This window comes from Roseomonas sp. CAU 1739 (genome assembly GCF_039839775.1).
Classification (GTDB): domain Bacteria; phylum Pseudomonadota; class Alphaproteobacteria; order Acetobacterales; family Acetobacteraceae; genus Neoroseomonas.
Window position 1 is genome coordinate 1 of record NZ_JBDOQQ010000010.1, and the last position, 20,812, is coordinate 20,812.

At 69.7% G+C, this 20,812-nt stretch carries 21 protein-coding genes and 1 pseudogene; 12 read left to right on the forward strand and 10 right to left on the reverse strand.

Translation table 11 applies throughout. From position 1 onward, the window contains the following. Together AAFN86_RS16620 and AAFN86_RS16625 are read left to right on the forward strand one after the other, a co-directional pair. Window positions 1-270, forward strand: a pseudogene (locus AAFN86_RS16620) (hypothetical protein); the annotation flags it as partial. 98 nt (window positions 271-368) lie between these two features. Next, on the forward strand, window positions 369-965 hold the full coding sequence (locus tag AAFN86_RS16625) for an exopolysaccharide biosynthesis protein (protein WP_347544481.1): 597 nt from the start codon (window positions 369-371) through the stop codon (window positions 963-965). 48 nt (window positions 966-1,013) lie between these two features. Here the strand turns inward: AAFN86_RS16625 and AAFN86_RS16630 are convergent, their stop codons facing one another. The 8 genes from AAFN86_RS16630 to AAFN86_RS16665 form a co-directional block, all read right to left on the reverse strand. Continuing rightward, window positions 1,014-2,831, reverse strand: coding sequence for an SbmA/BacA-like family transporter (locus AAFN86_RS16630; RefSeq protein ID WP_347544482.1), 1,818 nt, complete (start codon window positions 2,829-2,831; stop codon window positions 1,014-1,016). A 112-nt stretch (window positions 2,832-2,943) separates the two neighbouring features. Beyond that, the gene (locus AAFN86_RS16635) at window positions 2,944-3,087 is read right to left on the reverse strand and encodes a hypothetical protein (RefSeq protein WP_347544483.1); all 144 of its coding nucleotides are present in this window, start codon (window positions 3,085-3,087) and stop codon (window positions 2,944-2,946) included. A 173-nt stretch (window positions 3,088-3,260) separates the two neighbouring features. After that, entirely contained in the window at window positions 3,261-3,425 is a 165-nt protein-coding gene (locus AAFN86_RS16640) for a DUF3309 family protein (protein WP_347544484.1), read from the reverse strand. Between the two features lie 86 nt (window positions 3,426-3,511). After that, a complete protein-coding gene (locus AAFN86_RS16645) occupies window positions 3,512-3,790 on the reverse strand; it encodes a glycine zipper domain-containing protein (protein ID WP_347544485.1) in 279 nt (92 codons plus the stop codon). Between the two features lie 16 nt (window positions 3,791-3,806). Next, window positions 3,807-4,247 carry a Rap1a/Tai family immunity protein gene (locus AAFN86_RS16650; RefSeq protein WP_347544486.1) on the reverse strand — a complete coding sequence of 147 codons (441 nt, stop codon included), beginning with the start codon at window positions 4,245-4,247 and terminating at the stop codon, window positions 3,807-3,809. 128 nt (window positions 4,248-4,375) lie between these two features. Continuing rightward, window positions 4,376-4,741 carry a hypothetical protein gene (locus tag AAFN86_RS16655; RefSeq protein ID WP_347544487.1) on the reverse strand — a complete coding sequence of 122 codons (366 nt, stop codon included), beginning with the start codon at window positions 4,739-4,741 and terminating at the stop codon, window positions 4,376-4,378. 86 nt (window positions 4,742-4,827) lie between these two features. Next, entirely contained in the window at window positions 4,828-5,460 is a 633-nt protein-coding gene (locus AAFN86_RS16660) for a helix-turn-helix domain-containing protein (protein WP_347544488.1), read from the reverse strand. After that, window positions 5,435-5,584 (reverse strand): hypothetical protein, encoded by a 150-nt coding sequence (locus AAFN86_RS16665; protein ID WP_347544489.1) that lies wholly within the window; start codon window positions 5,582-5,584, stop codon window positions 5,435-5,437. Before AAFN86_RS16665 ends, AAFN86_RS16660 begins: the two co-directional genes overlap by 26 nt. A 378-nt stretch (window positions 5,585-5,962) precedes the next feature. On the opposite strand from AAFN86_RS16665, the gene AAFN86_RS29585 reads away from it, so the two are divergent. Further along, window positions 5,963-6,415: a DUF302 domain-containing protein gene (locus AAFN86_RS29585; protein ID WP_408906608.1), complete on the forward strand. Its 453-nt coding sequence runs from the start codon at window positions 5,963-5,965 to the stop codon at window positions 6,413-6,415. Window positions 6,416-6,565: 150 nt separating this feature from the next. After that, the gene (locus AAFN86_RS16670; RefSeq protein WP_347544490.1) at window positions 6,566-7,801 is read left to right on the forward strand and encodes an argininosuccinate synthase; all 1,236 of its coding nucleotides are present in this window, start codon (window positions 6,566-6,568) and stop codon (window positions 7,799-7,801) included. A gap of 347 nt (window positions 7,802-8,148) precedes the next feature. Here the strand turns inward: AAFN86_RS16670 and AAFN86_RS16675 are convergent, their stop codons facing one another. Beyond that, complete coding sequence (locus AAFN86_RS16675) at window positions 8,149-9,108, reverse strand: tripartite tricarboxylate transporter substrate-binding protein (RefSeq protein ID WP_347544491.1); 960 nt, start codon at window positions 9,106-9,108, stop codon at window positions 8,149-8,151. A 175-nt stretch (window positions 9,109-9,283) separates the two neighbouring features. On the opposite strand from AAFN86_RS16675, the gene AAFN86_RS16680 reads away from it, so the two are divergent. The 6 genes from AAFN86_RS16680 to AAFN86_RS16705 all read left to right on the forward strand — a co-directional run bounded on the left by AAFN86_RS16680 (window position 9,284) and on the right by AAFN86_RS16705 (window position 16,595). After that, a complete protein-coding gene (locus AAFN86_RS16680; protein WP_347544492.1) occupies window positions 9,284-9,844 on the forward strand; it encodes a hypothetical protein in 561 nt (186 codons plus the stop codon). Next, window positions 9,841-13,338, forward strand: coding sequence for a double-strand break repair helicase AddA (addA, locus tag AAFN86_RS16685; RefSeq protein WP_347544695.1), 3,498 nt, complete (start codon window positions 9,841-9,843; stop codon window positions 13,336-13,338). Before AAFN86_RS16680 ends, addA begins: the two co-directional genes overlap by 4 nt. A gap of 126 nt (window positions 13,339-13,464) precedes the next feature. Then, the gene (locus tag AAFN86_RS16690; protein WP_347544493.1) at window positions 13,465-14,340 is read left to right on the forward strand and encodes a class I SAM-dependent methyltransferase; all 876 of its coding nucleotides are present in this window, start codon (window positions 13,465-13,467) and stop codon (window positions 14,338-14,340) included. A gap of 304 nt (window positions 14,341-14,644) precedes the next feature. Next, a complete protein-coding gene (locus AAFN86_RS16695; protein WP_347544494.1) occupies window positions 14,645-15,607 on the forward strand; it encodes a tripartite tricarboxylate transporter substrate binding protein in 963 nt (320 codons plus the stop codon). Between the two features lie 5 nt (window positions 15,608-15,612). After that, entirely contained in the window at window positions 15,613-16,212 is a 600-nt protein-coding gene (locus AAFN86_RS16700) for a hypothetical protein (RefSeq protein WP_347544495.1), read from the forward strand. Further along, window positions 16,209-16,595 carry a hypothetical protein gene (locus tag AAFN86_RS16705; RefSeq protein WP_347544496.1) on the forward strand — a complete coding sequence of 129 codons (387 nt, stop codon included), beginning with the start codon at window positions 16,209-16,211 and terminating at the stop codon, window positions 16,593-16,595. Before AAFN86_RS16700 ends, AAFN86_RS16705 begins: the two co-directional genes overlap by 4 nt. Window positions 16,596-16,724: 129 nt before the next feature. On the opposite strand, the gene AAFN86_RS16710 is transcribed toward AAFN86_RS16705, so the two are convergent. Next, entirely contained in the window at window positions 16,725-17,579 is an 855-nt protein-coding gene (locus AAFN86_RS16710; RefSeq protein WP_347544497.1) for a peptidase, read from the reverse strand. 160 nt (window positions 17,580-17,739) lie between these two features. On the opposite strand from AAFN86_RS16710, the gene AAFN86_RS16715 reads away from it, so the two are divergent. Together AAFN86_RS16715 and AAFN86_RS16720 are read left to right on the forward strand one after the other, a co-directional pair. Continuing rightward, on the forward strand, window positions 17,740-19,566 hold the full coding sequence (locus AAFN86_RS16715) for a hypothetical protein (RefSeq protein WP_347544498.1): 1,827 nt from the start codon (window positions 17,740-17,742) through the stop codon (window positions 19,564-19,566). Window positions 19,567-19,966: 400 nt separating this feature from the next. Then, complete coding sequence (locus AAFN86_RS16720; RefSeq protein WP_347544499.1) at window positions 19,967-20,755, forward strand: hypothetical protein; 789 nt, start codon at window positions 19,967-19,969, stop codon at window positions 20,753-20,755. The last annotated feature ends 57 nt before the right edge of the window (window positions 20,756-20,812 follow it).

The following is a 20,812-nucleotide window of genomic DNA, read 5'->3' on the forward strand; positions in this document are numbered from 1 at the left end:
GTGGCCCGCGCGCTCGTGGCCGTCGAGCGATCTCGCCCCGACCTCATGATCGTCGATGCGCATCTGCGTGATGGTAGTGGCATCTCGGCAGTCAGAGAGATCATCCGATCCGGCTTCGTGCCGCACATCTTCGTCAGTGGCGATGATTGTCGCACCCTTGCGCTGCGGCCAGGCTCGGCGGCGCTTGAGAAGCCCTATCGCGACACCGAACTCGCCGAAGCCATCCAACGTGTTCTCAGTGCTGTTCCGCCTTGCGGCGCGGGCCAGTAGGACGGAGGTTTGTTCACCGTCACGTGCCGATGGCCTCCGCCGAGCGGAATGCGATCGGTTGATCCGCTACCGCCCCGCGTGTCTATGCTGGCGGCGTCATGATCCCGCGCCCGCCGACCTCCTTCGCCTTGGAAGCGATGCTCGATGCTGTCGTTGCTGAGAAGCAGGTAACGCTCAATTGGCTCCTGGAACGCCTGGGCGAGCGTTCGTTCGGCATCGTGCTTCTGCTTCTGGCGATCCTTGGTCTTCTACCGGGTGTCTCGGCCGTCGCCGGCATATTGCTGATGGTGCCGGCGATGCAGATGATCCTGGCCCGCAGCCGGCCAATCTTCCCGGATCGCGTCGGCGAAAGGCATTTCGATGCACGCAGGCTTGGCAACATGGTCCGTCGCGCAGTCCCTGTCATACGCTGGCTGGAGCGATTCATCCGCCCGCGATGGTATACTCCGTTCGAGGCGACCAAGCGGGTGGTCGGCGGCATCGTACTTCTCCTCGGCGCCAGCCTTCTTGTGCCGCTACCCTTGAGCAATGTCCTGCCCGCCCTGGCGATCACGTTCATCGCCTTCGCCTATCTCGAGGAGGACGGTCTGCTGTTGTGCGCCGCGCTGCTGGCAGCGCTCGCCATCCTTGCAACGACCGGCATCCTCCTATGGGAGACGGCGAGCGCCACGGGCTGGTTGCCTGGACTTCTCTGAGCCGGGTGCTGCGAGCGGCACCCGCCCAAGCAATCGCTGTGTCCGGGATCAGCGCCCGTAGCCTTCGCGCAACCGATCGATCACGCTGAGCGGCCTGGGGCGCGGCAGCTTCGCCGCCTGGCGCCGCGCATAGACCTCCTGGAGCAGGACTTCACCATCGGCCGCACGCTCCAGTGACAGCCGCCGGTCGAAGATCTCCGCCGATCCCGGGTGCCGCCCAATCAGAACGATGCCGGCGTGTGGCAGCAGGTCCACGATTAGGCGCAGCATGAGGTCGGCCGAGGCCGGGTCGAGTGCATCCGTCGCATCGCCCAGTATGATCCATTGCGGGCGAAACAGGATGATCCGCGCGAAGGACAGCCGCTGGATCTCCGCCGCGGTCAGCACGCGCGCCCAGTCGGCTGTTTCGTCCAGCCGTTCTGCGAGATGCGCGAGTCCCACGCTGGCGAGGGCGGCTTGCAGCGCCGCATCGTCGTGAGCGTCCGCCGGCTCCGGGAATGCCAGCGCCTGCCGCAATGATCCCTGCGGCAGGAATGGCCATGGACCGATGGCGATCATCCCGGCATCGGCCGGCAGATCCACCTGGCCGCGCCCCCAGGGCCAGATGCCGGCCAGCACCCGGAACAGCGCGCTCGCCGCCTCGGGGTCGCCATCCACCAGGACATGCTCGCCCGGCTCCACCGTCAGGGTGAGGTCGGAGAGCATGGCGGTGCCGTCGGGTGCTGCGACCCACAGATCTCGGACCCCGAGTTGCGACGTCGGCACGCGATCCAGGTTGATCGCGGTCTCACCCACGCGTGCGGCTTCCAGGGCGACGATGCGGACTGCCTCGTCGAGCATCAGGACGCGCTCCACCGAGGCGCGCCATCCAGCGATCAGGGCCAGGTTGTCGACAGGCCAGGACAACGCCGCCGTGACCTGTTGGAACGCCTGCCCGGACTGCATCAGGCGACCGAGAGAAAGTGCTCCCTCGAGGAAGCGCGGCGTGCCAACCAGGATGGGAAGCACGCCGGCAAGGGCCACGTAACCGGAGGAAAAGGCCAGAAGGCGCGCCAGTCCCGCGGACTGGTCGCGCCAGGATTGCGCGATGGTCTCGAAGACGGTCTCGAGGCGTTCACGCTCCAGAGATTCGCCGCGCGCGACGGCGATCGGCTCCCCGCTCTCATGCGCCCGTACCAGGCTGAAACGGAACTCGGCCTCCCTCGTCTGCCGCGTATCGGTGGCGCGCACGAGGGGGCGGCCCAGCAGGAAGGCGACGGCGGCGCCGGTACCAGCATAGCCGAAGGCGAGCGCGACGAGATGTCCGGGAACATCCAGGCCTGCCACACGGATCCAGCCCGACAGCGACCACAAGATACCGACGAACGTGATCAGCAGAAGACTGCAGTAGAACAGGCTGCTGGCCAGATCGATGGCGACCTCCGTGGCGATGCGGATGTCCTCGGCGATGCGCCCGTCCGGGTTGGCGTGGTCGCCAGGGATGAGGTCGGCCTGGTAGTGTCGCGCATCCTCCATCCAGTCGCCGATCACCCGCGCCGTCAGCCAGCGTCGCCAGTCGAATTGCAGGCGTCGGCGAACCACCAGATGCGCCGTGTTGGTCGCCATGGTGCCGAGCATGATGAGAACGAAGATGCCGATCTGGGCCATGGCGCGGTCGGTCGAGTGCCGTTCCAGCGCATCGAACAGGTCTGCACTCCAGATGTTAAGTCGGATCGCGAGCGCCACCTGGGCGCCCACGAGCAGGGCAAGCGCCGCGGTCAGCAGGCGTGGTCGCCATCGCTCCGGTCCTGTCCAATACGGGCCGGCAATCCTGATGAAGTCGCCGAAGAACCGTTGCGGGTGGCTCGGCTCGGCGGTGCTGCTCATCGAACCCCTTTCCGGATATCGTGTGCCTGGGGCAGGCGGAACCCGGGCCGGAGGAGAGGTGTAGTGGATGCGGCCGGGGAGCCCTGTCCTGCGTCCTGCGGCAGGCCCGGCGCTATCTCTCCTGAATGGTGACGCCGCGCGGGCCGATGCTGATGTCGACGCCTGACCTGTGCTGCTCCTGGTAGAACCAATAGCCAAGGACACCGGCGGCAATTCCTAGCACGCCGATCACGATGACGAGCAGATTGCGATTCATGGTTGTTCGTCGCCATCAGGTTCGAGGATCGGGAGGCGCGCAGCGTTCCCGGTCATGCCGTGAAGGGCTGACGGGCGCAGCAACAGCGCCCGCCGCCCGGAACGCCACGCTCGACGAGGCCGATCTCCGCGTGCCGGCCAAGGTGCCCCCGACCGATATTCGGCCAGGGCAGATCAGATCCGGCCGAGCAGCACGAGAATGAGGACGATGATCAACACCGCGCCAAGGACGCCGACGCCGCCATGGCCGAAGCCATAGCCATAGCCGCCGACCACCCCGGTGAAGCCCCCGAACAAGGCGATGACGAGGATGATGAGCAGGATCATTCCGAGCGACATGATGTCTTCTCCTTGTGCCGTTCGAACGCACGGCATCCCATTATAGTCTTCAGCGCGGACCGCCGCACGCAGCGGCCAACGGCTGCTCAGTAGTTCCGGTTGTCGCGATACGGGCCGTTGTTGCCGCCGTAGTAGGGCTGCCGTGACTGTTGAGACTGGCCGTACAGATACCCTCCGCCCGCGCCGACGCCCGCTCCGAGCAGGGCACCGAGCCCGGCATTGCCGCTGAAGGAACCCACGACGCCGCCGAGCGCCGCACCGCCGAGGGCACCGATGCCCATGCTCTGCTGCGTCGGCGACATTTCGGCGCAGGAGGCCAGGCCGAGACCGCCCAGAAGGAGGAGTGCACGTTGCGTTGAGCGCATGTTCATCTTCTCGGCCTCAGCGTGCGCGGCGCGAGCTGCGCGACGGCGGGCTCGCCGGGCAGGGGAAGGTTGCCTGGGCCCAACGGAGCAGGCCGTCGAGTGCCGGCTCACTGCCGTACTGCGTATTCTCGCGCGCCCAGGCGGCGAAGGCGACGCCTGACTGGGCCACCGTCGGCCCGGGGACGGGTACGCAGAACAGGGGCCGCGCCGGCCCGCCCTGCGGATACAGCAGGGCATGATACTGGCCGAAGCCGGTCAGGAAGCCCTGGCAATAGGCGATCGCCTCCAGGCGCGGCACACCGCCCCAGGCGGGATCGCAGATGGCGGCGAGTTCGGTTGCCGTCTGGGCCTGGGTGACGATGGCGGGGGCTGGTCGGCCCTGCGCCATCGCATCCACGGGCGCGACCATGGAGCAACCGAGCGTCGCGGCCAGTGCAACTGCGGTAACGGTTCGCATGACTATCGTCTCCAATGCTGTCGGCATCGCTGGTTCAATCGGGCCAGCGCCCTTTTCGCCAGGCCCCTGACCGAGGTGCCCATTCCCGCCAGGCCGAACCCATCACGGGCGGCCTTGACGGCCTGCGGTCAGTCGTTGTCGCGTCCGTGGCCGCGGCCTAGCGGGTTGTCGTGGCCCGGCGGGTTGTTGCGGTTGGGATTGTTGCTCCGGCTCTGCCCGTAATTGGGGTTCGGCCTGTAATAGGGAGTTGGCCTGTAGTTCGGGGGCGGCCTGTAGTTGGGACCCGGCCTGTAGGCATTGCCCTGCCACGACCGGTTCGACTGGTCGTACAGATACCCGCTTGACGGGCTGGGGTAGCGGTATGGTGTCACGAAGCCCGAATTGCCGCTGAAGGTGCTGCCGTATGGCTGGCGGTCATATCCGCCGTTCACACCGACGCAGCCGGTGAGGCCGAGGCCCACGATGAGCAGAAATGCGGGACGCAGCGAGCGCATGGTGGTCTCCTCCGTCTCAGCGCGTGTTGCGCGACGCGAACGCCCGAGGGGCCGCCGCGCGTAGAATCTTCGTCCAAGGCCCGCGGCTATGCGGCCGGTGCCAGACTCCGAACGAGGTCGAGGATCCGCAGACGCAATGCCTGGCCGGGAACGGCGTGGTAGGCCCGCATCAGGTTCAGCGTCTCACGGTGCTGCATCCTATCGTTCCCCATCTCTTCCCCGACCCAGGTGGGCGGCATGCCGCGCGGCAGCCTGGCCCGGCCGCCGAACTCGGACGGCAAGGTGTCGAAGAAGAAGGAGATCGGCACATCGAGGGCGCCGGACATGTCATGCAGTCTGCCGGCGGCGATCCGGTTCCTCCCGCGCTCGAACTTCTGGACCTGCTGGAAGGTGATGCCGAGCGCAGCCGCCAGATCCTTCTGGCTCATGCCGAGAAGCTGGCGTCGCAACCGTACCCGCGCACCGACATGGATATCGACGGGATGCGATATGTGTTCGCGCGGGGCTTTGGCGGCCGGGATCGGCATCTGGGATATCGCCGTGCCGCCGCCATTCGGCGCCCGCTCCGGCGATCCAGTGACATCCTGCACGGTCGGTGTGGCCAAACCTGCCAAACGGGAGGCCAACGCGCCGCGGAGGCCGGCAGGATCAACAGGATCGGCAGCGGGATGATCGGGGCCAACCCTGCGGTCTTCAGCCCGCCCGCCAAGAGAATTCATCGTCGTGACCTGCCAATCGCCAGTTATTTCCCTTGTTGAAACGGCGAACCGGCAGGTTGGTTCCAAAAGCATCTGCAATAATTTTCTTCGCGGCGCCAATCGCTTCGATGGATTTGGCTTTCACGGATGGCCGCGGCCCTAATCGCCGTCGGTCAAACCCCGTCCCGGGGCGGAACTCCATCTCTGACACCAGGCCGAAGCCCGCATCGGCCACCGCAAGAAGAGACCTGCAGCAGGACGCAGAGCGGCCAGATCGGGGAGGAAAGTCCCCGCGTCGATCAAAGCGCACGCCGCTGGCCGACGGCGTGTCACTTCAGCCCCCCCGGCGCTGCAGACGTGCCATAAACATCCCTCACGAGGGTATCCGACCATGCGTCGCAGCGCGTTGGCCCTCGCCTTCTCGCTATGCGCCAGCTTGGCCGCGGTTGCGCAAGACAGCGGCGTGCTCACCCGCCCAGGCGCACATGATTTCGCGACAACCCTCTCTCGGCTGGAAGCCTCGATGCGGCAGGAGGGGCTTCCGCGTCTTCGGCCACCTCGACCACGCCGAGGGCGCGCGGGAGGTCGGGCCGTGCCGCCCTCGACGGTGGTTGTGTTCGGCAATCCGCGCATGGGTACGCCGAACTTCCTGCGCCAGCCCACTTTGGCGCTCGACCTGCCGTTGCGTGCGCTGCTCTGGCAGGACCAGGCCGGCAAAGTCTCGGTGAGTTGGAATTCCGCCCGCTGCCTGTTTGGTACAATCTACCCCCGCCATGGTATGGGTAAGTCGGGCTTGACACTTCAGGCGGTGTCTATGGGGTCTATCAAACATCATGTTGACCCAAGAAGCGCTCGGTATAAATGGGTATGGGCCCCAAACCCCCTCCTTTTTCTGACTATTTTTGCCTCAAGCGCCGGCGCCGCCATGCGGCGGCTTGGCTTGCGCGCCCCGCACTGTTGCGCTGCCGGCGGCTGATAGTCTGGGCGCGGTCGCGCTGTGCGCTCCCGGCCCGATGCCTTGAATCGGGCCGAAGGACGTCAGTCGGGCCGGTCTACCTTCGCCGACCTTTACTCCCACGCCCCCCGGCGCCATACCCGCCCCGGTACGAGATACTGGGAGCGCCCGATGCGCGTGAAGGACGTGAAGAAGGTCGTGCTTGCCTATTCCGGCGGGCTCGACACCAGCGTGATCCTGAAGTGGCTGCAAACCACCTACCGATGCGAGGTGGTGACCTTCACCGCCGATCTCGGCCAGGGCGAGGAACTCGGCCCGGCGCGCGACAAGGCGCTGCTGCTCGGCATCAAGCCCGAGAACATCTACATCGACGACCTGCGCGAGACCTTCGTAAAGGACTTCGTCTTCCCGATGTTCCGCGCCAATGCGCTGTACGAGGGGATGTACCTGCTGGGTACGTCCATCGCCCGCCCGCTGATCTCCCAGCGCCAGATCGAGATCGCCGAGAAGGTCGGCGCCGATGCCGTCGCCCATGGCGCGACCGGCAAGGGCAACGACCAGGTGCGGTTCGAGCTCAGCTATTATGCGCTGAAGCCGGACATCAAGATCATCGCGCCGTGGCGCGAATGGGAACTGACCTCCCGCACGGCGCTGATCGCCTTCGCCGAAGAACACCAGATCCCGATCGCCAAGGACAAGCGCGGCGAATCGCCCTTCAGCGTCGATGCGAACCTTCTGCACAGCAGTTCCGAAGGCAAGATCCTCGAGGAACCCTGGGATGCGCCGGATGAGATGGTCTGGCAGCGCACGATCAGCCCGGTCGATGCACCGGACAAGGTCACCGAGATCACCATCGAGTTCGAACGCGGCGACGCGGTCGGCATCAATGGCGAACGCCTGTCGCCGGCGACGCTGCTGACGCGGCTGAACGCGCTCGGCAAGGAGAACGGCATCGGCCGGCTCGACCTGGTCGAGAACCGCTTCGTCGGCATGAAGTCGCGCGGCTGCTACGAGACGCCGGGCGGCACCATCCTGCACACCGCCCACCGCGCGATGGAATCGATCACGCTGGACCGCGAGGCCGCGCACCTCAAGGACAGCCTGATGCCGCGCTATGCAGAGATCATCTACAACGGCTTCTGGTTCGCCCCGGAACGCCGGATGATGCAGGCGCTGATCGATGAGAGCCAGAAGAGTGTGACCGGCACCGTCCGGTTGAAGCTCTACAAGGGCAACACCATCGTGTCGGGTCGGCAGTCGCCCAACAGCCTGTATTCGATGAAGCACGTGACGTTCGAGGATGACCAGGGCGCCTACGACCAGTTCGACGCCCAGGGCTTCATCAAGCTGAACGCGCTGCGGCTGCGGCTCGGCGCGATGGCCGGGCGCAAGGGCGGCGCGCTGTAGGCTTTCTTGGAGAGGGGCCCTGCCCCTCTCCAAACCTCACCCCGCCAGGGGGCTGCGGCCCCCTGGACCACGGGGAATTGGCGCCGGGCGAGGCAGTGGCTCCGTTCGGGCCGACCCGTTGCAGGCCCAAGGTCCGCATACACGCACCCGGGAACCATCATTGGCCTTCGGTATGCGGCCGCCCAGCGCCTTGCATGGATGATCCCGGCAACGGCACACGGATCAGCTGGATCCCGGCGCTTACCTGACCTCCGCCTGATGGCCCAGCCTTCCGCCGCAGCGCGCCCTGCCGACAGACAAAAAAGGAGGGGGCGCGGGGGAGTTCTCTCCCCCGCCCTGATCTGCCTTCACCCTTCCAGCCGCATCCCCGTCTCCGCCACCAGCCGTCGCACCATCGCCCCGTCCCGCTCCAGCACCGCGGCGAAATCCGCTGCGCTTCCCGTCACCGGATCATTGCCGCTGGCCGCGAGCCGTTCCCGCGTGGTCGCATCGGATGTCGCATGCGCCGCCGCCGCTTCGAACCGCGCGATCATGGCCGGTGGCGTCGCTGCCGGCGCGAATATCCCGTTCCACGATGTCAGGTCGAAGCCCGGGAAGCCGTTCTCGGCGATGGTCGGCACGCTGGCGGCAAGGGGCCCGCGCCGATCCCCGCTGGTCAGCGCGATGGCGCGCCCACGCCCGGCGTCGATCACCGGCTTCAGCGAGTTCACCGACCCGATCGCCGAATCGAGATTGCCGGCCGCGACGTCCCGCGCCGCCTCCGCTCCGCCGCGATAGGGCAGGTGCTCCAAGGTGATGCCGGCGCGGTTCGCCAGCAGGGCGCCGGCCAGGTGCCCGACCGTGCCGATGCCCGGCGAGCCATACGGCACCGCCCCCTGCCGCTTCACCTCCGCGATGAAGCCGGCGAGGTCGGTGGCGGCGAAGTCCTTCTTCACCACCAGCACATAGGGCGCGGCGACGACCTGCGCGACGGGGGCGAAGGCGGTGGCGTAGTCGAAGGGCAGTCCGCGCTGGATCAGCGGCTGCACGACGAAGCCGAAACTGTCGAAATACAGCGTCGTGCCATCGGCGGGTGAGGCGGCGACGACCCCCGCGCCGACCGCGCCGCCGCCGCCGGGGCGGTTCTCGATGATCATGGAGGTGCCGAGGAATTCGCTCATCTTCGGCTGCAGCAGGCGCATCACCGTGTCGGACTGCCCGCCGGGGGCGAAGGGCACGACCACGCGGATCGGGCGCGACTGGGCCAGGGTGATGCGCGGTGCGGCCAGTGCCGCGGCCCCCAAGGCTAGCAGGCGGCGTCGGCGCATTCATCGATCTCCTTGCTATGGGGCGTGGGTTCGCATGGCCGTCACGCGACGACTGGCGGCCATGCGCTGCCGACGGTTTCCAATGCGCAAAGCCCCTGGCCGTGGTTCCAGCAGCGCGCCGGCTGCTCTACGCTGCCGCCATTCAACACCGTCTCGCCCGACCGAGGAAACGCCAATGCGCGGCATCGCCCTTCGCCTGACTGCCTTCGCCGCCATCGCGTTCGGTGCCGTGCCGGCCCTGGCGCAATCGGCCTGCCCGGGGCAGATCTCGGCCAATGTCTTCGCCCCGGTGCCGCGCGATGCGGCGATCGCGGTGCCCGATCGCCCCGGCGGCGGCCCGAATGACCGCATGCTGCGTGAAGCGGTGCTGTCCGCGCTCGCCAATGCCGGGCGGCGGGTGGATGCCAATGCGCCCTTCATCCTGTCCTGGCGCGGCAATACCTCGGTCGAGGGCGACAATTTCGGCGGCTTCAACGACCGCACCAGCGGCCGCACTTTCCGCGAGAGCGACGACATCACCTGGACGCAGGACGTGCCGCGCATGGGCGGGCGCACCGTGCCGACGCTGCGCGTTACCGGCACGGTCGACCTGCGGGATCGCGCCACGCAGCGCATCGTCTGGACCGCCTTCGTCAGCTGCAACCGCCAGGGCCGTGACGATGCGGCGCTGTTCGCCTTCCTCGCCAACGCGGTCGCGCCCTACCTCGGCCAGCCGGCCTCCGGGCGCCCCTTCTGAACGCGCCGCCCGCCACCCCGCGCGCGCGCGCCGAGGCGGCGCAGTCGCGCGCCTCCGACCCCGCGGCCTCGGCCTGGGTCGAGGCCTCGGCCGGGTCAGGCAAGACCAAGCTGCTGACCGACCGCGTGTTGCGGCTGCTGCTGGCGGGTGTCGAGCCCGGACGCATCCTGTGCCTGACCTTCACCAAGGCGGCGGCGGCGGAGATGGCCACGCGACTGGCGAAGGCCCTTGGCGGCTGGGCGACGGCCGATGATGCAGCACTGGCGCGGACGCTGGCGGCGCTGACCGACCGCCTGCCGGGACCGGAGGAGCTGCGCGCCGCCCGCGCGCTGTTCGTGCGCGTGCTGGAACAGCCGGGCGGGATGCGCATTTCCACCATCCACGCCTTCGCGCAGTCGCTGCTGCGCGCCTTTCCGCTCGAAGCCGGCCTCGCCCCGCAATTCGCGGTGGTCGAGGAACAGGACGCGCGGGCGATGCTGGCGCGGGAACGCGAGGCGGTGCTGGCAGCCGCGCCCGACCGCGCCGCGCTGGAAAACCTCGCGCGTTTGGTCCCGCCCACGCGCTTCGCCGAGGTGGTCGGCACGCTGGCGCAGGAACGCGGCCGGCTGCTGCGCGCGGTGGAAAGCCGGCAGGGCGTCGCCGGGCTGGAACCGGCCTTGGCGCGGGCGCTCGGCCTGGCGCCAGGCGCGACGCGGGAGGATGCGCTGATCGCCGCGGCCTGCGATCCGGATGCGACCCCGCTGTCGCGTGCCGGCGCGCTGCTGCGCGCGAGCGGCAATGCCAACGACCAGGAACGGGGTGCTGCGATCGCCGCCTGGCTTGCCCGCGACATCCCCGGCCGCGCGACGCATTGGGAGGATTGGCGCGGCATCCTGCTGACCAATGACGATGCCCCCCGCAAGCGCCTGGCGACCAAGCAGGCGGGGGCGGACGCACCCTGGATCCAGGACACCCTGACCGCCGAGGCCGAGCGACTCGCCACCGTGCAGGAAGCCCGCGCCGCATGCCGCCTGCTGGCGGCGACCATCGCCCTGCTGTCGATCGGCGCGCCCGTGCTGCAACGCTACGATGCCGCCAAGCGCCGCGCCGGCATGCTCGACTACGACGACCTGATTCGCGGCGCCGAGCGCCTGCTGGAAGACCCCGGCAGCGCCTGGGTGCTGTTCAAGCTCGATGGCGGGCTCGACCACGTCCTGCTGGATGAGGCGCAGGATTCCAATCCGGACCAATGGGGCATCGTGCGCGCCCTGACCTCGGAATTCTTCGCCGGGCTCGGCGCGCGGGAGGCCGGGCGGACCATCTTCGCCGTGGGCGACGAGAAGCAGTCGATCTACCGCTTCCAGGGTGCCGATGCCGAAGGCTTCGCGCGCGAACGCGGGCACTACGCGGTCACGGTGCCCGATGCCGGGCAGGATTTCCGCCCGGTCACGCTCGACGTCTCCTTCCGTTCGACGGAACCGGTGCTCGCCTTGGTCGATGCCGTCTTCGCCGAAGGCGCGGCGCGCGAGGGCGTGGTGGCGGACGGCGAGACGCTGCGCCACTTCGCCGATCGCGCCGGCCATGCCGGGCGGGTCGAGCTCTGGCCGCTGCTTGCCGCCACCGATGCGGCCGAACCGCCGCCCTGGGCACCGCCGGATACGCCGATCGATGCCGAAGGCGCGCCGCAGCGCCTGGCCAGCCTGCTGGCGCAGCGCATCCACCACATGATCGCGACGGAGACGCTGCCCGCCCGCGTCGATGCCGGCCGCGCGGCGGACCAGCCTGAAGGTCGCCGTGTGCGGCCGGGCGACATCCTGGTGCTGGTGCGCGCCCGTGCCCGCGGCGGCTTCGTTCCCGCCCTGGTGCGCGCCCTGAAAGACCTGCACATCCCGGTCGGCGGCGTGGACCGGATGGTGCTGGCCGACCAGATCGCCGTGCAGGACATGCTGGCGCTGGCCGATGTGCTGCTGCTGCCGGAGGATGACCTCTCCCTCGCCGCCCTGCTGAAATCGCCGCTGGCCGGGCTGGATGAGGACGACCTGCTCGCGCTGGCGCAGCCGCGGCAGGGGGCATTGTGGTCGGCGCTGGCGGCGCATCGGGGGTCGGCGTCGCGCTTCGGCCAGGTGGCGGATTGGCTCGCCGGGCTGATGGCGCGGGCCGACCTTGCCACCCCGCACGCGCTGTTCGCCGGCGTGCTGGGCGCGCCGGGGCCGCTCGACCCGCGCGCCGGGCGGGCGCGGATGCTGGCGCGGCTGGGCCCCGATGCGGCCGACCCGCTCGATGAATTCCTCAATGCCGCGCTCCAGCATGAACGCGCGCACCCGCCATCCTTGCAGGGCTTCGTGCAGCAGCTGCGCCAAGGCGGCGCCGAGGTGAAGCGCGAGGCCGAGGGCGCCGGCGATGCCGTGCGCATCATGACGGTGCATGGTGCGAAGGGCCTGCAGGCGCCGGTCGTCATCCTGCCCGACACCACGGCCGAGCCCGTCGATCGCACCACGCTGCGCTGGTTGGAACCCGACCTGCCGGCCTGGGCGCCGCACCGCGATGGCTTCGACGCCGCCGCGCTGGCCGCAAGGCGGCAGCAGGACCAGGATGCCGATGCGCGCGAACGCCACCGCCTGCTGTATGTCGCGCTGACACGGGCCGAGGACCGCATCATCGTCTGCGGCTGGCAGGGCAAGAACAAGGTGCCCGACGGATCCTGGTACCGCCTGGTCGAGAGCGGCTTCGCCCGCCTGCCCGGCGCCACCGAGACCCACTTCGATCCCACCGCATTCGGCGCCGCCGGCGGGCTGTTCCCGCCCGAGGCGACCTGCCGGCGGCTGGACGGCGCGCAGACCCTGCCCGCGCGGCCGGAGCCGCCCCCGCGCGCGCGCGTCGCCGCCGCCGAGGTGCCGCCCTGGGCGGGCCGTCCGGCGCCGCGGGAAGCCCCGGAGGGTGCCATCGCCCCGTCCAGCCTGCCGGGCGAGGAGGAAACCCCCGCCGCCCCGCCGCGCCCCGCTGACGATCCGCGCGGTTTGCGCTTCCGCCGCGGCCGGCTGGTCCATGCGCTGCTGCAGCACCTGCCCGACCATCCGCCCGCACAGCGCGCCGCGATGGCGCAGCGCTTCCTCGCCCGCCCCGGCCACGGGCTGGAACCGGCCGAACGCGACGCGGTGCTCGCCGAGGTCACGGCTTTGCTGGCGAACCCGATCCTGGCCGCCGCGCTCGGCCCGGACAGCCTGGCCGAGGCGCCGCTCGCCGGGCGTGTCGGCGACCGGCTGATCGCCGGCCAGGTGGACCGGCTGCTCGTGACGCCCGATCGCGTGCTGGTGCTGGACTACAAGACGAACCGCCCGCCGCCGGCGACCGCCGAGGCGGTGGCACCGCTGTACCTGCGGCAGATGGCCGCCTATCGCGCGCTGCTGCGCGCGGCCTTTCCTGGCCGGCCGGTGGCATGCACGCTGGTCTGGACCTACGGCGCGCGGGTGATGGCGCTGCCCGATGCGCTGCTGGACCGCCACGCGCTACACTGACACCCTGGGTGTGTTCCGTGCGCCCGCTCCCCTGAGGGCGGGGCCCGTCCTCCGCCTGCATGTGCGTCTTCGGCCGGCCAGGTGATCCCGCCCGGCCGCGCGCGGTCCAAACTCAAGGAGGCGGCGATGGCGCTGCGCGACAGGCTGCTGCGGATGGTGGACCGTATTTCACCACCCCCGCCACCCCCACCGCCAACACCGCCCCCGCCGCCGCCACCACCGAGTTGGGCGACGCTGCGCGAAGCCGATGCCGCGGCGGCGGTCGCCGCCGACCCGCCCGACTACAAGCGGTATCACCAGTCCATCGCGGCGAGCCTGGTCGACCTCACCGGCCGCAGCGTGCTCGTGGTCGGCTGCAATCGCGGCGAGGATTGCGCGCATTTCGTCGGTCTCGGCGCCAGGCGCGTCGTCGGGCTGGACGTGATGGACGAGATCGGCCGCAACTACACCGATCCGGCCGTGTCCTATGTGAAGGCCTCCGCGGAGGCGATGCCGCTCGACAGCGGCAGCGTCGACCTGGTCTTCGCCTTCGCGACGCTGGAGCACGTGCCGGACATCGCCGCCGCCTTCCGCGACATGGCTCGCGTCGCCGCGCCCGGGGGCATCGTCTACAGCGCCGCCGCGCCGCTGTGGTGCGCGCGCTCAGGGCCGCACTGGGGCGGCGCCTTCGATCACGATCCCTGGCCGCATCTGCGCCTGGACGCCGAAGGCGTGGTGGCGCTGGGCCGGGCGGCGCAGGCGGCGGGCCGCACGAGCGAATACTATGAGGCCGATCGGCTGCGTCACTTCATGACCGATCCGCTGCTGTTCAACCGCCGGCGCGCGCATGAATACCTCGATGCCTGCGCCGCACTCGATGATGTGGACATCCTCCGCAACGCGATCGAGATGGAGGAACAGGCGGGATACGATCCCCCGCTGGTGCGGGCCTTGTTGGCGAAGGGCTATACGAGCTTCGACCTGTTCGGCCTCACGCACCGCCTGATCGCGCGACGGCGGTAATCTCCTGAGTCCGAAGTCCTGCAGACTTCGTTCCCGGGCCACCCGCCATAATCTTCAACGGCCTGCCTGTTCGTCCGCTTCGCCGGGCATTCAACGAACGCCGCGGGCCGGTGGCGTCCGATCGAAGAACGCTCCAGCGGACCGCATCAGCCGAAGGCCCGGGAGGGGCCGCGCCATCGGTGCATTGCCTGGAAATTTGAGGAGAGCGAAGCCGCACTCCGGCATCCCGGTCGTTACGGGCACTGGATGCCCCCCTTTCCCCATCCGTGCGAACGGCGCAGCATCGGTGTCGGAGGAAACCACCATGTCCAGCCGCCGGGCCCTGCTGCTCGCCGCGCAGGCGCTGTTGCTTGCACCTCCGGTGCATGCCCAGCAGCGACCGTTGCGCATCATCACCCCCTTCGCCACCGGCGGCGCGACCGATGCGCTCGCCCGCATCATCGGGGCGCGCATCACCGCCCTGACCGGCCAGGCCGTGGTGGTGGAAGCCAAGCCCGGCGCGGGCGGCGACCTCGCCATGCAGGCCGGCGCTGCGGCGGAACCGGATGGGAGCACCCTGATCCTCGGCAGCGATTCATCCCTGGTGCGCAATCCGATGCTGCGCCGGGGCATCCCCTATGACCCGGAACGCGACTTCGCGCCGATCGCCCGGTTGGTGATCTCCTGGTACGCGATCGCCGTGCATGCCTCGGTGCCGGCGCGCACCGTCGCCGAGTTCTTCGCCTGGGCGAAGGCCAATCCGGGGCGAGTGAACTACGGCTCGGCGGGGCCGGGCACGCTGGCCCATGTCATCGGGGAGATGATGAGCCAGGGGCAGCAGTTGGAGATGCAGCACATCCCCTATCGCGGCGCGAGCCCGGCCTTGCAGGAATTGGTGGCGGGACGGCTGCAATTCTACGCCGTATCGGCCGGCGGCCTGCTGCCGCTGCTGCGGGAAGGCAGCGTGCGCGTCCTGGCGGTGACCGGCCCCATCCGGCAGCCGGACCTGCCTGGCGTACCGACCATGATCGAGGCCGGCTTCCCGCAATACGACCATTCGGCCTTCTACTCGCTGTCCGGCCCCGCGCGCGTGCCGCAATCCTTCGTGGACCAGACCGGTGCGCTGCTGGGCCGCATCCTGGCGGAACCGGACACGGCGGAGCGGCTGCGCGTCCTCGCCTTCGACCCGGCCTTCCTGGGCCCGGAGGCGTTCCGCGCCTTCCTCGCCGCCGAGCGCGTCCGCTGGCGCGACATCATCGCCCGCACCGGGCTGACGCTGGAGAGCTGACACGCATGACCCTGCTGCGATTCGAGGAATTCAACGCGCGCCCGCGCCGCGCCGCCGCGCTTCAGGCGAAGCTCAGCGCCGTGCCTGGCGGGCGGATGTTCGGCCTGTGGCGGGCGCAGATCGGCCCGTCGATGAACCGCGTCACGCGCGTTTCCCTGTGGCCCGGCGAACCGCCCATGGCGCCCGAGATCAACGACCCCGATGTGGCGTCGCTGACCACGCGTGTGCTGACCATCCTGACGCGCGGGGAAACCCCGCTCGATCCCGCACGCGGCGGGATCGTGACGCATCGCTGGTTCATCCTGCCGCCGCAGCATGTGGCCGAGATGGTCGCCATCACCACCGAGGCCTGGGTCGGCTTCGAGGGGGATACCGGCAGCGAGCCGCTCGGCCTGTGGCAGGACCGCGCGGAGGCCGACCCCGCCCATGTGCTGCTGATGACCTGGTACCCGTCGCTCGCGCATTGGGAGCAGAGCCGCTTCTGGAACAGCGCCGCCGCCGGGCCGGACCAGGCGCAGCGCGCCAAATGGGGCGCATTGTTCGCGCGGCGCCGCGACATGCTACTCGACACCTGGGTCGCCGTGCACGGAACCGAATCGACATGAGCGAGACCGATATCGCCGCCGCCCGCGCCACCATGGACGGCTTCATGGCGGCCTTCAGCGCCGAGGATGCCGAGGCGATCCGCACGCGCTGGTACCATTTCCCGCATGTGCGCTTCCACAGCGGCAAGGTCACCATCTTCGAGAGGCCGGAGGATTTCAGCTCCATCGTCTTTGATCGCAAGGGCCAGGCTCGCGAATGGGCGCGCAGCGGCTGGGATTATGTGGAACTGGTCGATGCCGGCCCCAACAAGGTGCATTTCCGCGTGCAGTTCAGCCGCTTCCGCCCGGATGGTTCGCTGATCGGGTCGTACAAGTCGTTCTATATCGTGACGTTCAAGGATGGGCGCTGGGCGATCCAGGGAAGGTCGTCCTGGGCTGAATGAAAGAAAGGCGGGGGAGGAACACCTCCCCCGAATCCCCCTCCGTTTTTTGATCCCTGGCGCCGGCACCGCCGGTCAGTCCCCAAAAGACAGAAAAAGGAGGGGGATCGGGGGAGTTCTCTCCCCCGACCTTCACTCCGCCACCGGCACCAGCCGCGTCAGCCGCGACGGATTCTGCTCCGACAGGTAGATGCACGCATCCGGCCCGCACCACATCCCATGTGCCCCATTCAGCACCGGTCGGCAGCGCCCCAGGATCGTGCCGTCCGGCCCCAGCAGCGACAGTTGCGGCACCTGGTCGGTGACATAGAGCCCGCCGGCCGGCGCGCCATGCACGCTCATCGGCTTGTGGTTTCCATACCAGTCGTCGAGCCATGAACCGTCCGCCGTGAAGACCTGAACGCGGTTGTTCTCGCGATCCGCCACCGTCACGCGCCCATCGGGCAGCACCCACACGGAATGCGGTGTGGAGAATTCGCCGGGCCCGGTGCCCTCGCGTCCCCAGTTCCCCATCGGCGTGCCTTCGGCGCTGAAGCGGTGCACGACGGAAGCGGCGTAGCCATCGGCGACGTAGATCGACCCATCGGGGCCGAAGGCGACGTCGCACGGCGCGTTGAAGGGTTCACCCGGATAGTGGCGGCGGCCGATGCCGCCCAGGCGCTTGCCATCGCGCGAGAAGACGATGATCTCCTGCGCGTCGCGATCCACCACGAAGACGCGGCCATCCGGATGGACCGACAGCATGTGTCCATCCGCCACCTCCGCCCCGCCCCAGGCGTCGATCCGGCGGCCATCGGGTGCGAGCACGACGACGGCGGGGTTCTCCGGATCGGCCATTGGGTCCTGGCGCAGTTGCACATAGACGCGGCCTTCGGCGTCGCAGGCGACATCGGAAGGCACGCCGCAGCCCTTCGGCACCTCCCCCCAGGGGCGTTCGATGCGGTAGCGGGTCTGCCCGAGACGAACGAAAAGCTGGTGGCGCGCCATGGTTCTGCCCTCGCTGGAAGGCGGGCAGCGTGGCGCGCGGGGGGCGGGCGGGCAAGCCGGTGCAGCCGGCGCTCACACGGCCCGCCGCGCTTGACGCGACGCGCCGCCACCGCGCACACCCGATGCCGTGCGGAAGAGAAGAAAGGACGCCCGCCCGCCGATGCCGCCCGAACCGCCCGCCCGCATTGGCCTTCCGCTTATCCTGTTCGCCGTCATCGCCGTGACGGCGATGAACCTCGGCGCATTCGCAGCGCCGGATGCCTCGCTGCCCCACGGCCGGCTGGCGGATTCCGATGCCTATCTGCGGCTCACCCGCGTGCTTGAACTGCGGATGGGCGCCGGCTGGTTCGATGACGTGACCCTCGCGGTCATGGCGCCCGAGGGGTTGCCGCTGCACTGGACCCGACCGCTCGACCTGCTGATCCTGCTGCCGGCGCTCGCCATGGAATGGTTGGGCGGTATCGAACCTCGGCGGGCGATCTTCATTGCCGGCGTCTTCGTCTCTCCGGTGCTGCATCTGTTCGCGGCGATCGCCGCGGCATGGGCGGCGCGCGGTCTTTGGCCCGGCAGGGCGCCCTGGTATGCGGTGCTGCTGATGGTCGCGACGCCCGGCGCGGCAATGTACAGCATCGCCGGCCGCTCGGACCATCACGCGCTGATGCTGCTGACGTTGGCCGTCGGGACAGGGGCGACACTCCGCGCCTTGTCCCCGGGCGGCACGGCACGGGCGGCGATGGCGGCGGGAATCGCTTTCGGCGCCGGCATCTGGGTGAGTCCGGAAGTGCTGCTGGGCGCCGCCCCGATGCTGCTGGCGACCGGGGTCGCCGCGACCCTGGCAGTGGATGGTCGCGTGCTTGCCTTGCAAGGCATGCGCATGGGACTTGGCGCGGCGGCCACGGTCGTCATGGCGATCCTGGTCGAACGGCCGCCACATGGCTGGTTCGAGGTCGCCTATGACCGCGTCTCCGTGCATCATCTCGTGCTGGCGCTGCTGATGACCGCGGTTTTTCTGGTCGCTGCCCGGGTCGGCGCCTGGCCGCGCATGCGCCGTGCCGTCGTCTGCGCGGCCGCCGCCGGCATCGCCCTGGCGGGCCTGCTGCTCCTGTTTCCGCGTGCATTGCTCGCCTCGCTCGCCCAGGCGGACGCGACCTCGGCCAGCGCGATGCTGCCCGCCGTTCAGGAGATGCAACCCCTGGCGCCCTTCGGCGATGACGGATTTGGTGTCACGCTCGCGACGATGGGCGGGCCGCCCGTGATCGCGATCATCGCGATCCTGCTTGCTGCCCCGGCCTGGCGGCGTGACGGGCGGTGGCCGGCGGGGCTGGCCATTGCAATGGCGCTAACGGTCACCTTGATCGCGGCCTTTGCGGCACGGCGATTCACGCTCGACCTGGCGGTGCCGGCGGCCGTCGGCGGGGCAGGAATGGTCGGGTTGCTGCTCGTCGCCCCCTGGCCGCGCACCGAGGCCATGCGCGCGGTTCTGGCGGCTGGGCTGCTGTTCGGGCTGCTGGGTCTGCCTCTGATGTCGCTTGCCAGCCCTTCCCCTGCCGGTGAGGCCCTGCGACCGGGGCGGCAGGCGCGCGAGGCAGGCTGTGACGGGACCGCCATGGCCCGCTGGCTGGGCACGGCGCAACCTGGCGTCACGCCGGGCGGGCCACCGCCCATCCTGATGGCCTCGGACATCTTCCTGGGGCCGGAGATTGCCTGGCGCGCGCCCTATCACACCGTCGCCGGGCCCTATCATCGTGCCGGCCCGGCCTTGGCGGACACGCTGACCGTTTTCTCGACGACGGACCAGGCCGCCGCGCGCGCCGTGCTGCATCGGCGCCAGGTCGCGCTGCTGCTGTTTTGCGCTGAAGCGCCGGGGCTTGTGGTGGTGCCGGATAGCCTCCTGGCCCTGGTCCGGGACGGCGCGGCGCCGGCCTGGCTTCGCCCGGTGCCACTGCCCGCCGCATTGTCCAGCTTCCGGCTCTTCGCACCGGAATAGGGGTCGTTTCCGCAAGGCACGCTTCGGTGCATATCGGCATTTCGCTGCGGCCTGCTGCCGCCGCCCACATCGATAGCCCGCAGGCTCGGGACAGTGCCGGGACCTAGAGCATGCTGCGTTCGCACGCGCTCACGCCGCATGCTCCAGCCCATTGTTTTGAGAGCATCTTCACGCGTCCGGATGATTCCATCCGAACGCGATCTGCTCGGGAGCATGCTGCGTTCGCATGCACTCACGCCACATGCTCCAGCCCATTGTTTTGAGAGCATCTTCACGCGTCCGGATGATTCCATCCGAACGCGATCTGCTCTAGGCGCGAACAACGCCGAGGACCGACGTCGCGCCGGTATGACCTGACCTCAATTTCAGCCTAGCCTGCGCCTACAGCAGGAGAGACATCATGCCGGTTCGCCGTTCGCCCGTTCGCCCCGTTGTTGTCGTCCTGTGCCTTGGCCTGCTGGCCGGCTGCGAACAGGCCACCAGCGCGGCTGGCGCCGCGGCCGGCAGCGTGGCCGGCGCGGCCGCCGCGGGCGCTGTCGCCGGATCGGTCGGCGGGCCCGCCGGGCAGGTCGCGGGGGCGGCGGCGGGCGCCGGTGCCAACCTCGCCGTCGCGCAACTGACCCGCATGTCCACCGCTGCGGCCCAGGGTGCGTGGGACACCGTCGCCCAGGAACCGGTGGCCGCCTGCACCGGCGCCGCCGACAAGCCCTGCGCCGAGGCCCAGGAACTGCGCGCCCGCGCCTGCCGCCGCCAGGCCGCGACCGTGCCGGCCGAACAACGCCAGGCCTATCGCGACTGCGCCGTGACCGCCGGGCAGGCAGCCCTCGCCGCCAGCGGCGCCAACACCCAGGCCGAACGCAACGCCTGGCGGGAGGAACTGCTCGCCGCGCTGTACGACCGCCGCGCCGTCACCCCGCGCGCCAGCATCTGCCCCGACAACGACCTGATGCGCGCCGAGGCCGACACGCTGCTGCGCGACGCCCCCGGCAACAGCAGCGCCCGCTTCCACGGCGCCAGCGCGCGAATGATCGGCGTGTCCGTCTCCTGCGGGGCGGAAGACCAGCGGTGCACGGAGTTGGGCGAGGCCGCCCGGCTGCTGAACCCGCCGCAGTCGGATGCGCGGTGGACGCAGACGGCCGAAGGCGTGCGGACGTTGCAGCGTGTGGTCGTGGGGTGCCCGGAAGGGTGAGGCATTCCGGAGGGGGCGGCGCCCTTCCGGCAATCCCCCTGGAGCAGGATCCGTTCG

What these genes read in the sequence shown, in the direction of transcription:
- AAFN86_RS16625 (WP_347544481.1), top strand. Translation starts at nt 369, where the DNA reads ATGATCCCGCGCCCGCCGACCTCCTTCGCCTTGGAAGCGATGCTCGAT.
- AAFN86_RS16630 (WP_347544482.1), bottom strand. Translation starts at nt 2,831, where the DNA reads ATGAGCAGCACCGCCGAGCCGAGCCACCCGCAACGGTTCTTCGGCGAC.
- AAFN86_RS16635 (WP_347544483.1), bottom strand. Translation starts at nt 3,087, where the DNA reads ATGAATCGCAATCTGCTCGTCATCGTGATCGGCGTGCTAGGAATTGCC.
- AAFN86_RS16640 (WP_347544484.1), bottom strand. Translation starts at nt 3,425, where the DNA reads ATGTCGCTCGGAATGATCCTGCTCATCATCCTCGTCATCGCCTTGTTC.
- AAFN86_RS16645 (WP_347544485.1), bottom strand. Translation starts at nt 3,790, where the DNA reads ATGCGCTCAACGCAACGTGCACTCCTCCTTCTGGGCGGTCTCGGCCTG.
- AAFN86_RS16650 (WP_347544486.1), bottom strand. Translation starts at nt 4,247, where the DNA reads ATGCGAACCGTTACCGCAGTTGCACTGGCCGCGACGCTCGGTTGCTCC.
- AAFN86_RS16655 (WP_347544487.1), bottom strand. Translation starts at nt 4,741, where the DNA reads ATGCGCTCGCTGCGTCCCGCATTTCTGCTCATCGTGGGCCTCGGCCTC.
- AAFN86_RS16660 (WP_347544488.1), bottom strand. Translation starts at nt 5,460, where the DNA reads ATGAATTCTCTTGGCGGGCGGGCTGAAGACCGCAGGGTTGGCCCCGAT.
- AAFN86_RS29585 (WP_408906608.1), top strand. Translation starts at nt 5,963, where the DNA reads ATGCGGCAGGAGGGGCTTCCGCGTCTTCGGCCACCTCGACCACGCCGA.
- AAFN86_RS16670 (WP_347544490.1), top strand. Translation starts at nt 6,566, where the DNA reads ATGCGCGTGAAGGACGTGAAGAAGGTCGTGCTTGCCTATTCCGGCGGG.
- AAFN86_RS16675 (WP_347544491.1), bottom strand. Translation starts at nt 9,108, where the DNA reads ATGCGCCGACGCCGCCTGCTAGCCTTGGGGGCCGCGGCACTGGCCGCA.
- AAFN86_RS16680 (WP_347544492.1), top strand. Translation starts at nt 9,284, where the DNA reads ATGCGCGGCATCGCCCTTCGCCTGACTGCCTTCGCCGCCATCGCGTTC.
- AAFN86_RS16690 (WP_347544493.1), top strand. Translation starts at nt 13,465, where the DNA reads ATGGCGCTGCGCGACAGGCTGCTGCGGATGGTGGACCGTATTTCACCA.
- AAFN86_RS16695 (WP_347544494.1), top strand. Translation starts at nt 14,645, where the DNA reads ATGTCCAGCCGCCGGGCCCTGCTGCTCGCCGCGCAGGCGCTGTTGCTT.
- AAFN86_RS16700 (WP_347544495.1), top strand. Translation starts at nt 15,613, where the DNA reads ATGACCCTGCTGCGATTCGAGGAATTCAACGCGCGCCCGCGCCGCGCC.
- AAFN86_RS16705 (WP_347544496.1), top strand. Translation starts at nt 16,209, where the DNA reads ATGAGCGAGACCGATATCGCCGCCGCCCGCGCCACCATGGACGGCTTC.
- AAFN86_RS16710 (WP_347544497.1), bottom strand. Translation starts at nt 17,579, where the DNA reads ATGGCGCGCCACCAGCTTTTCGTTCGTCTCGGGCAGACCCGCTACCGC.
- AAFN86_RS16715 (WP_347544498.1), top strand. Translation starts at nt 17,740, where the DNA reads ATGCCGCCCGAACCGCCCGCCCGCATTGGCCTTCCGCTTATCCTGTTC.
- AAFN86_RS16720 (WP_347544499.1), top strand. Translation starts at nt 19,967, where the DNA reads ATGCCGGTTCGCCGTTCGCCCGTTCGCCCCGTTGTTGTCGTCCTGTGC.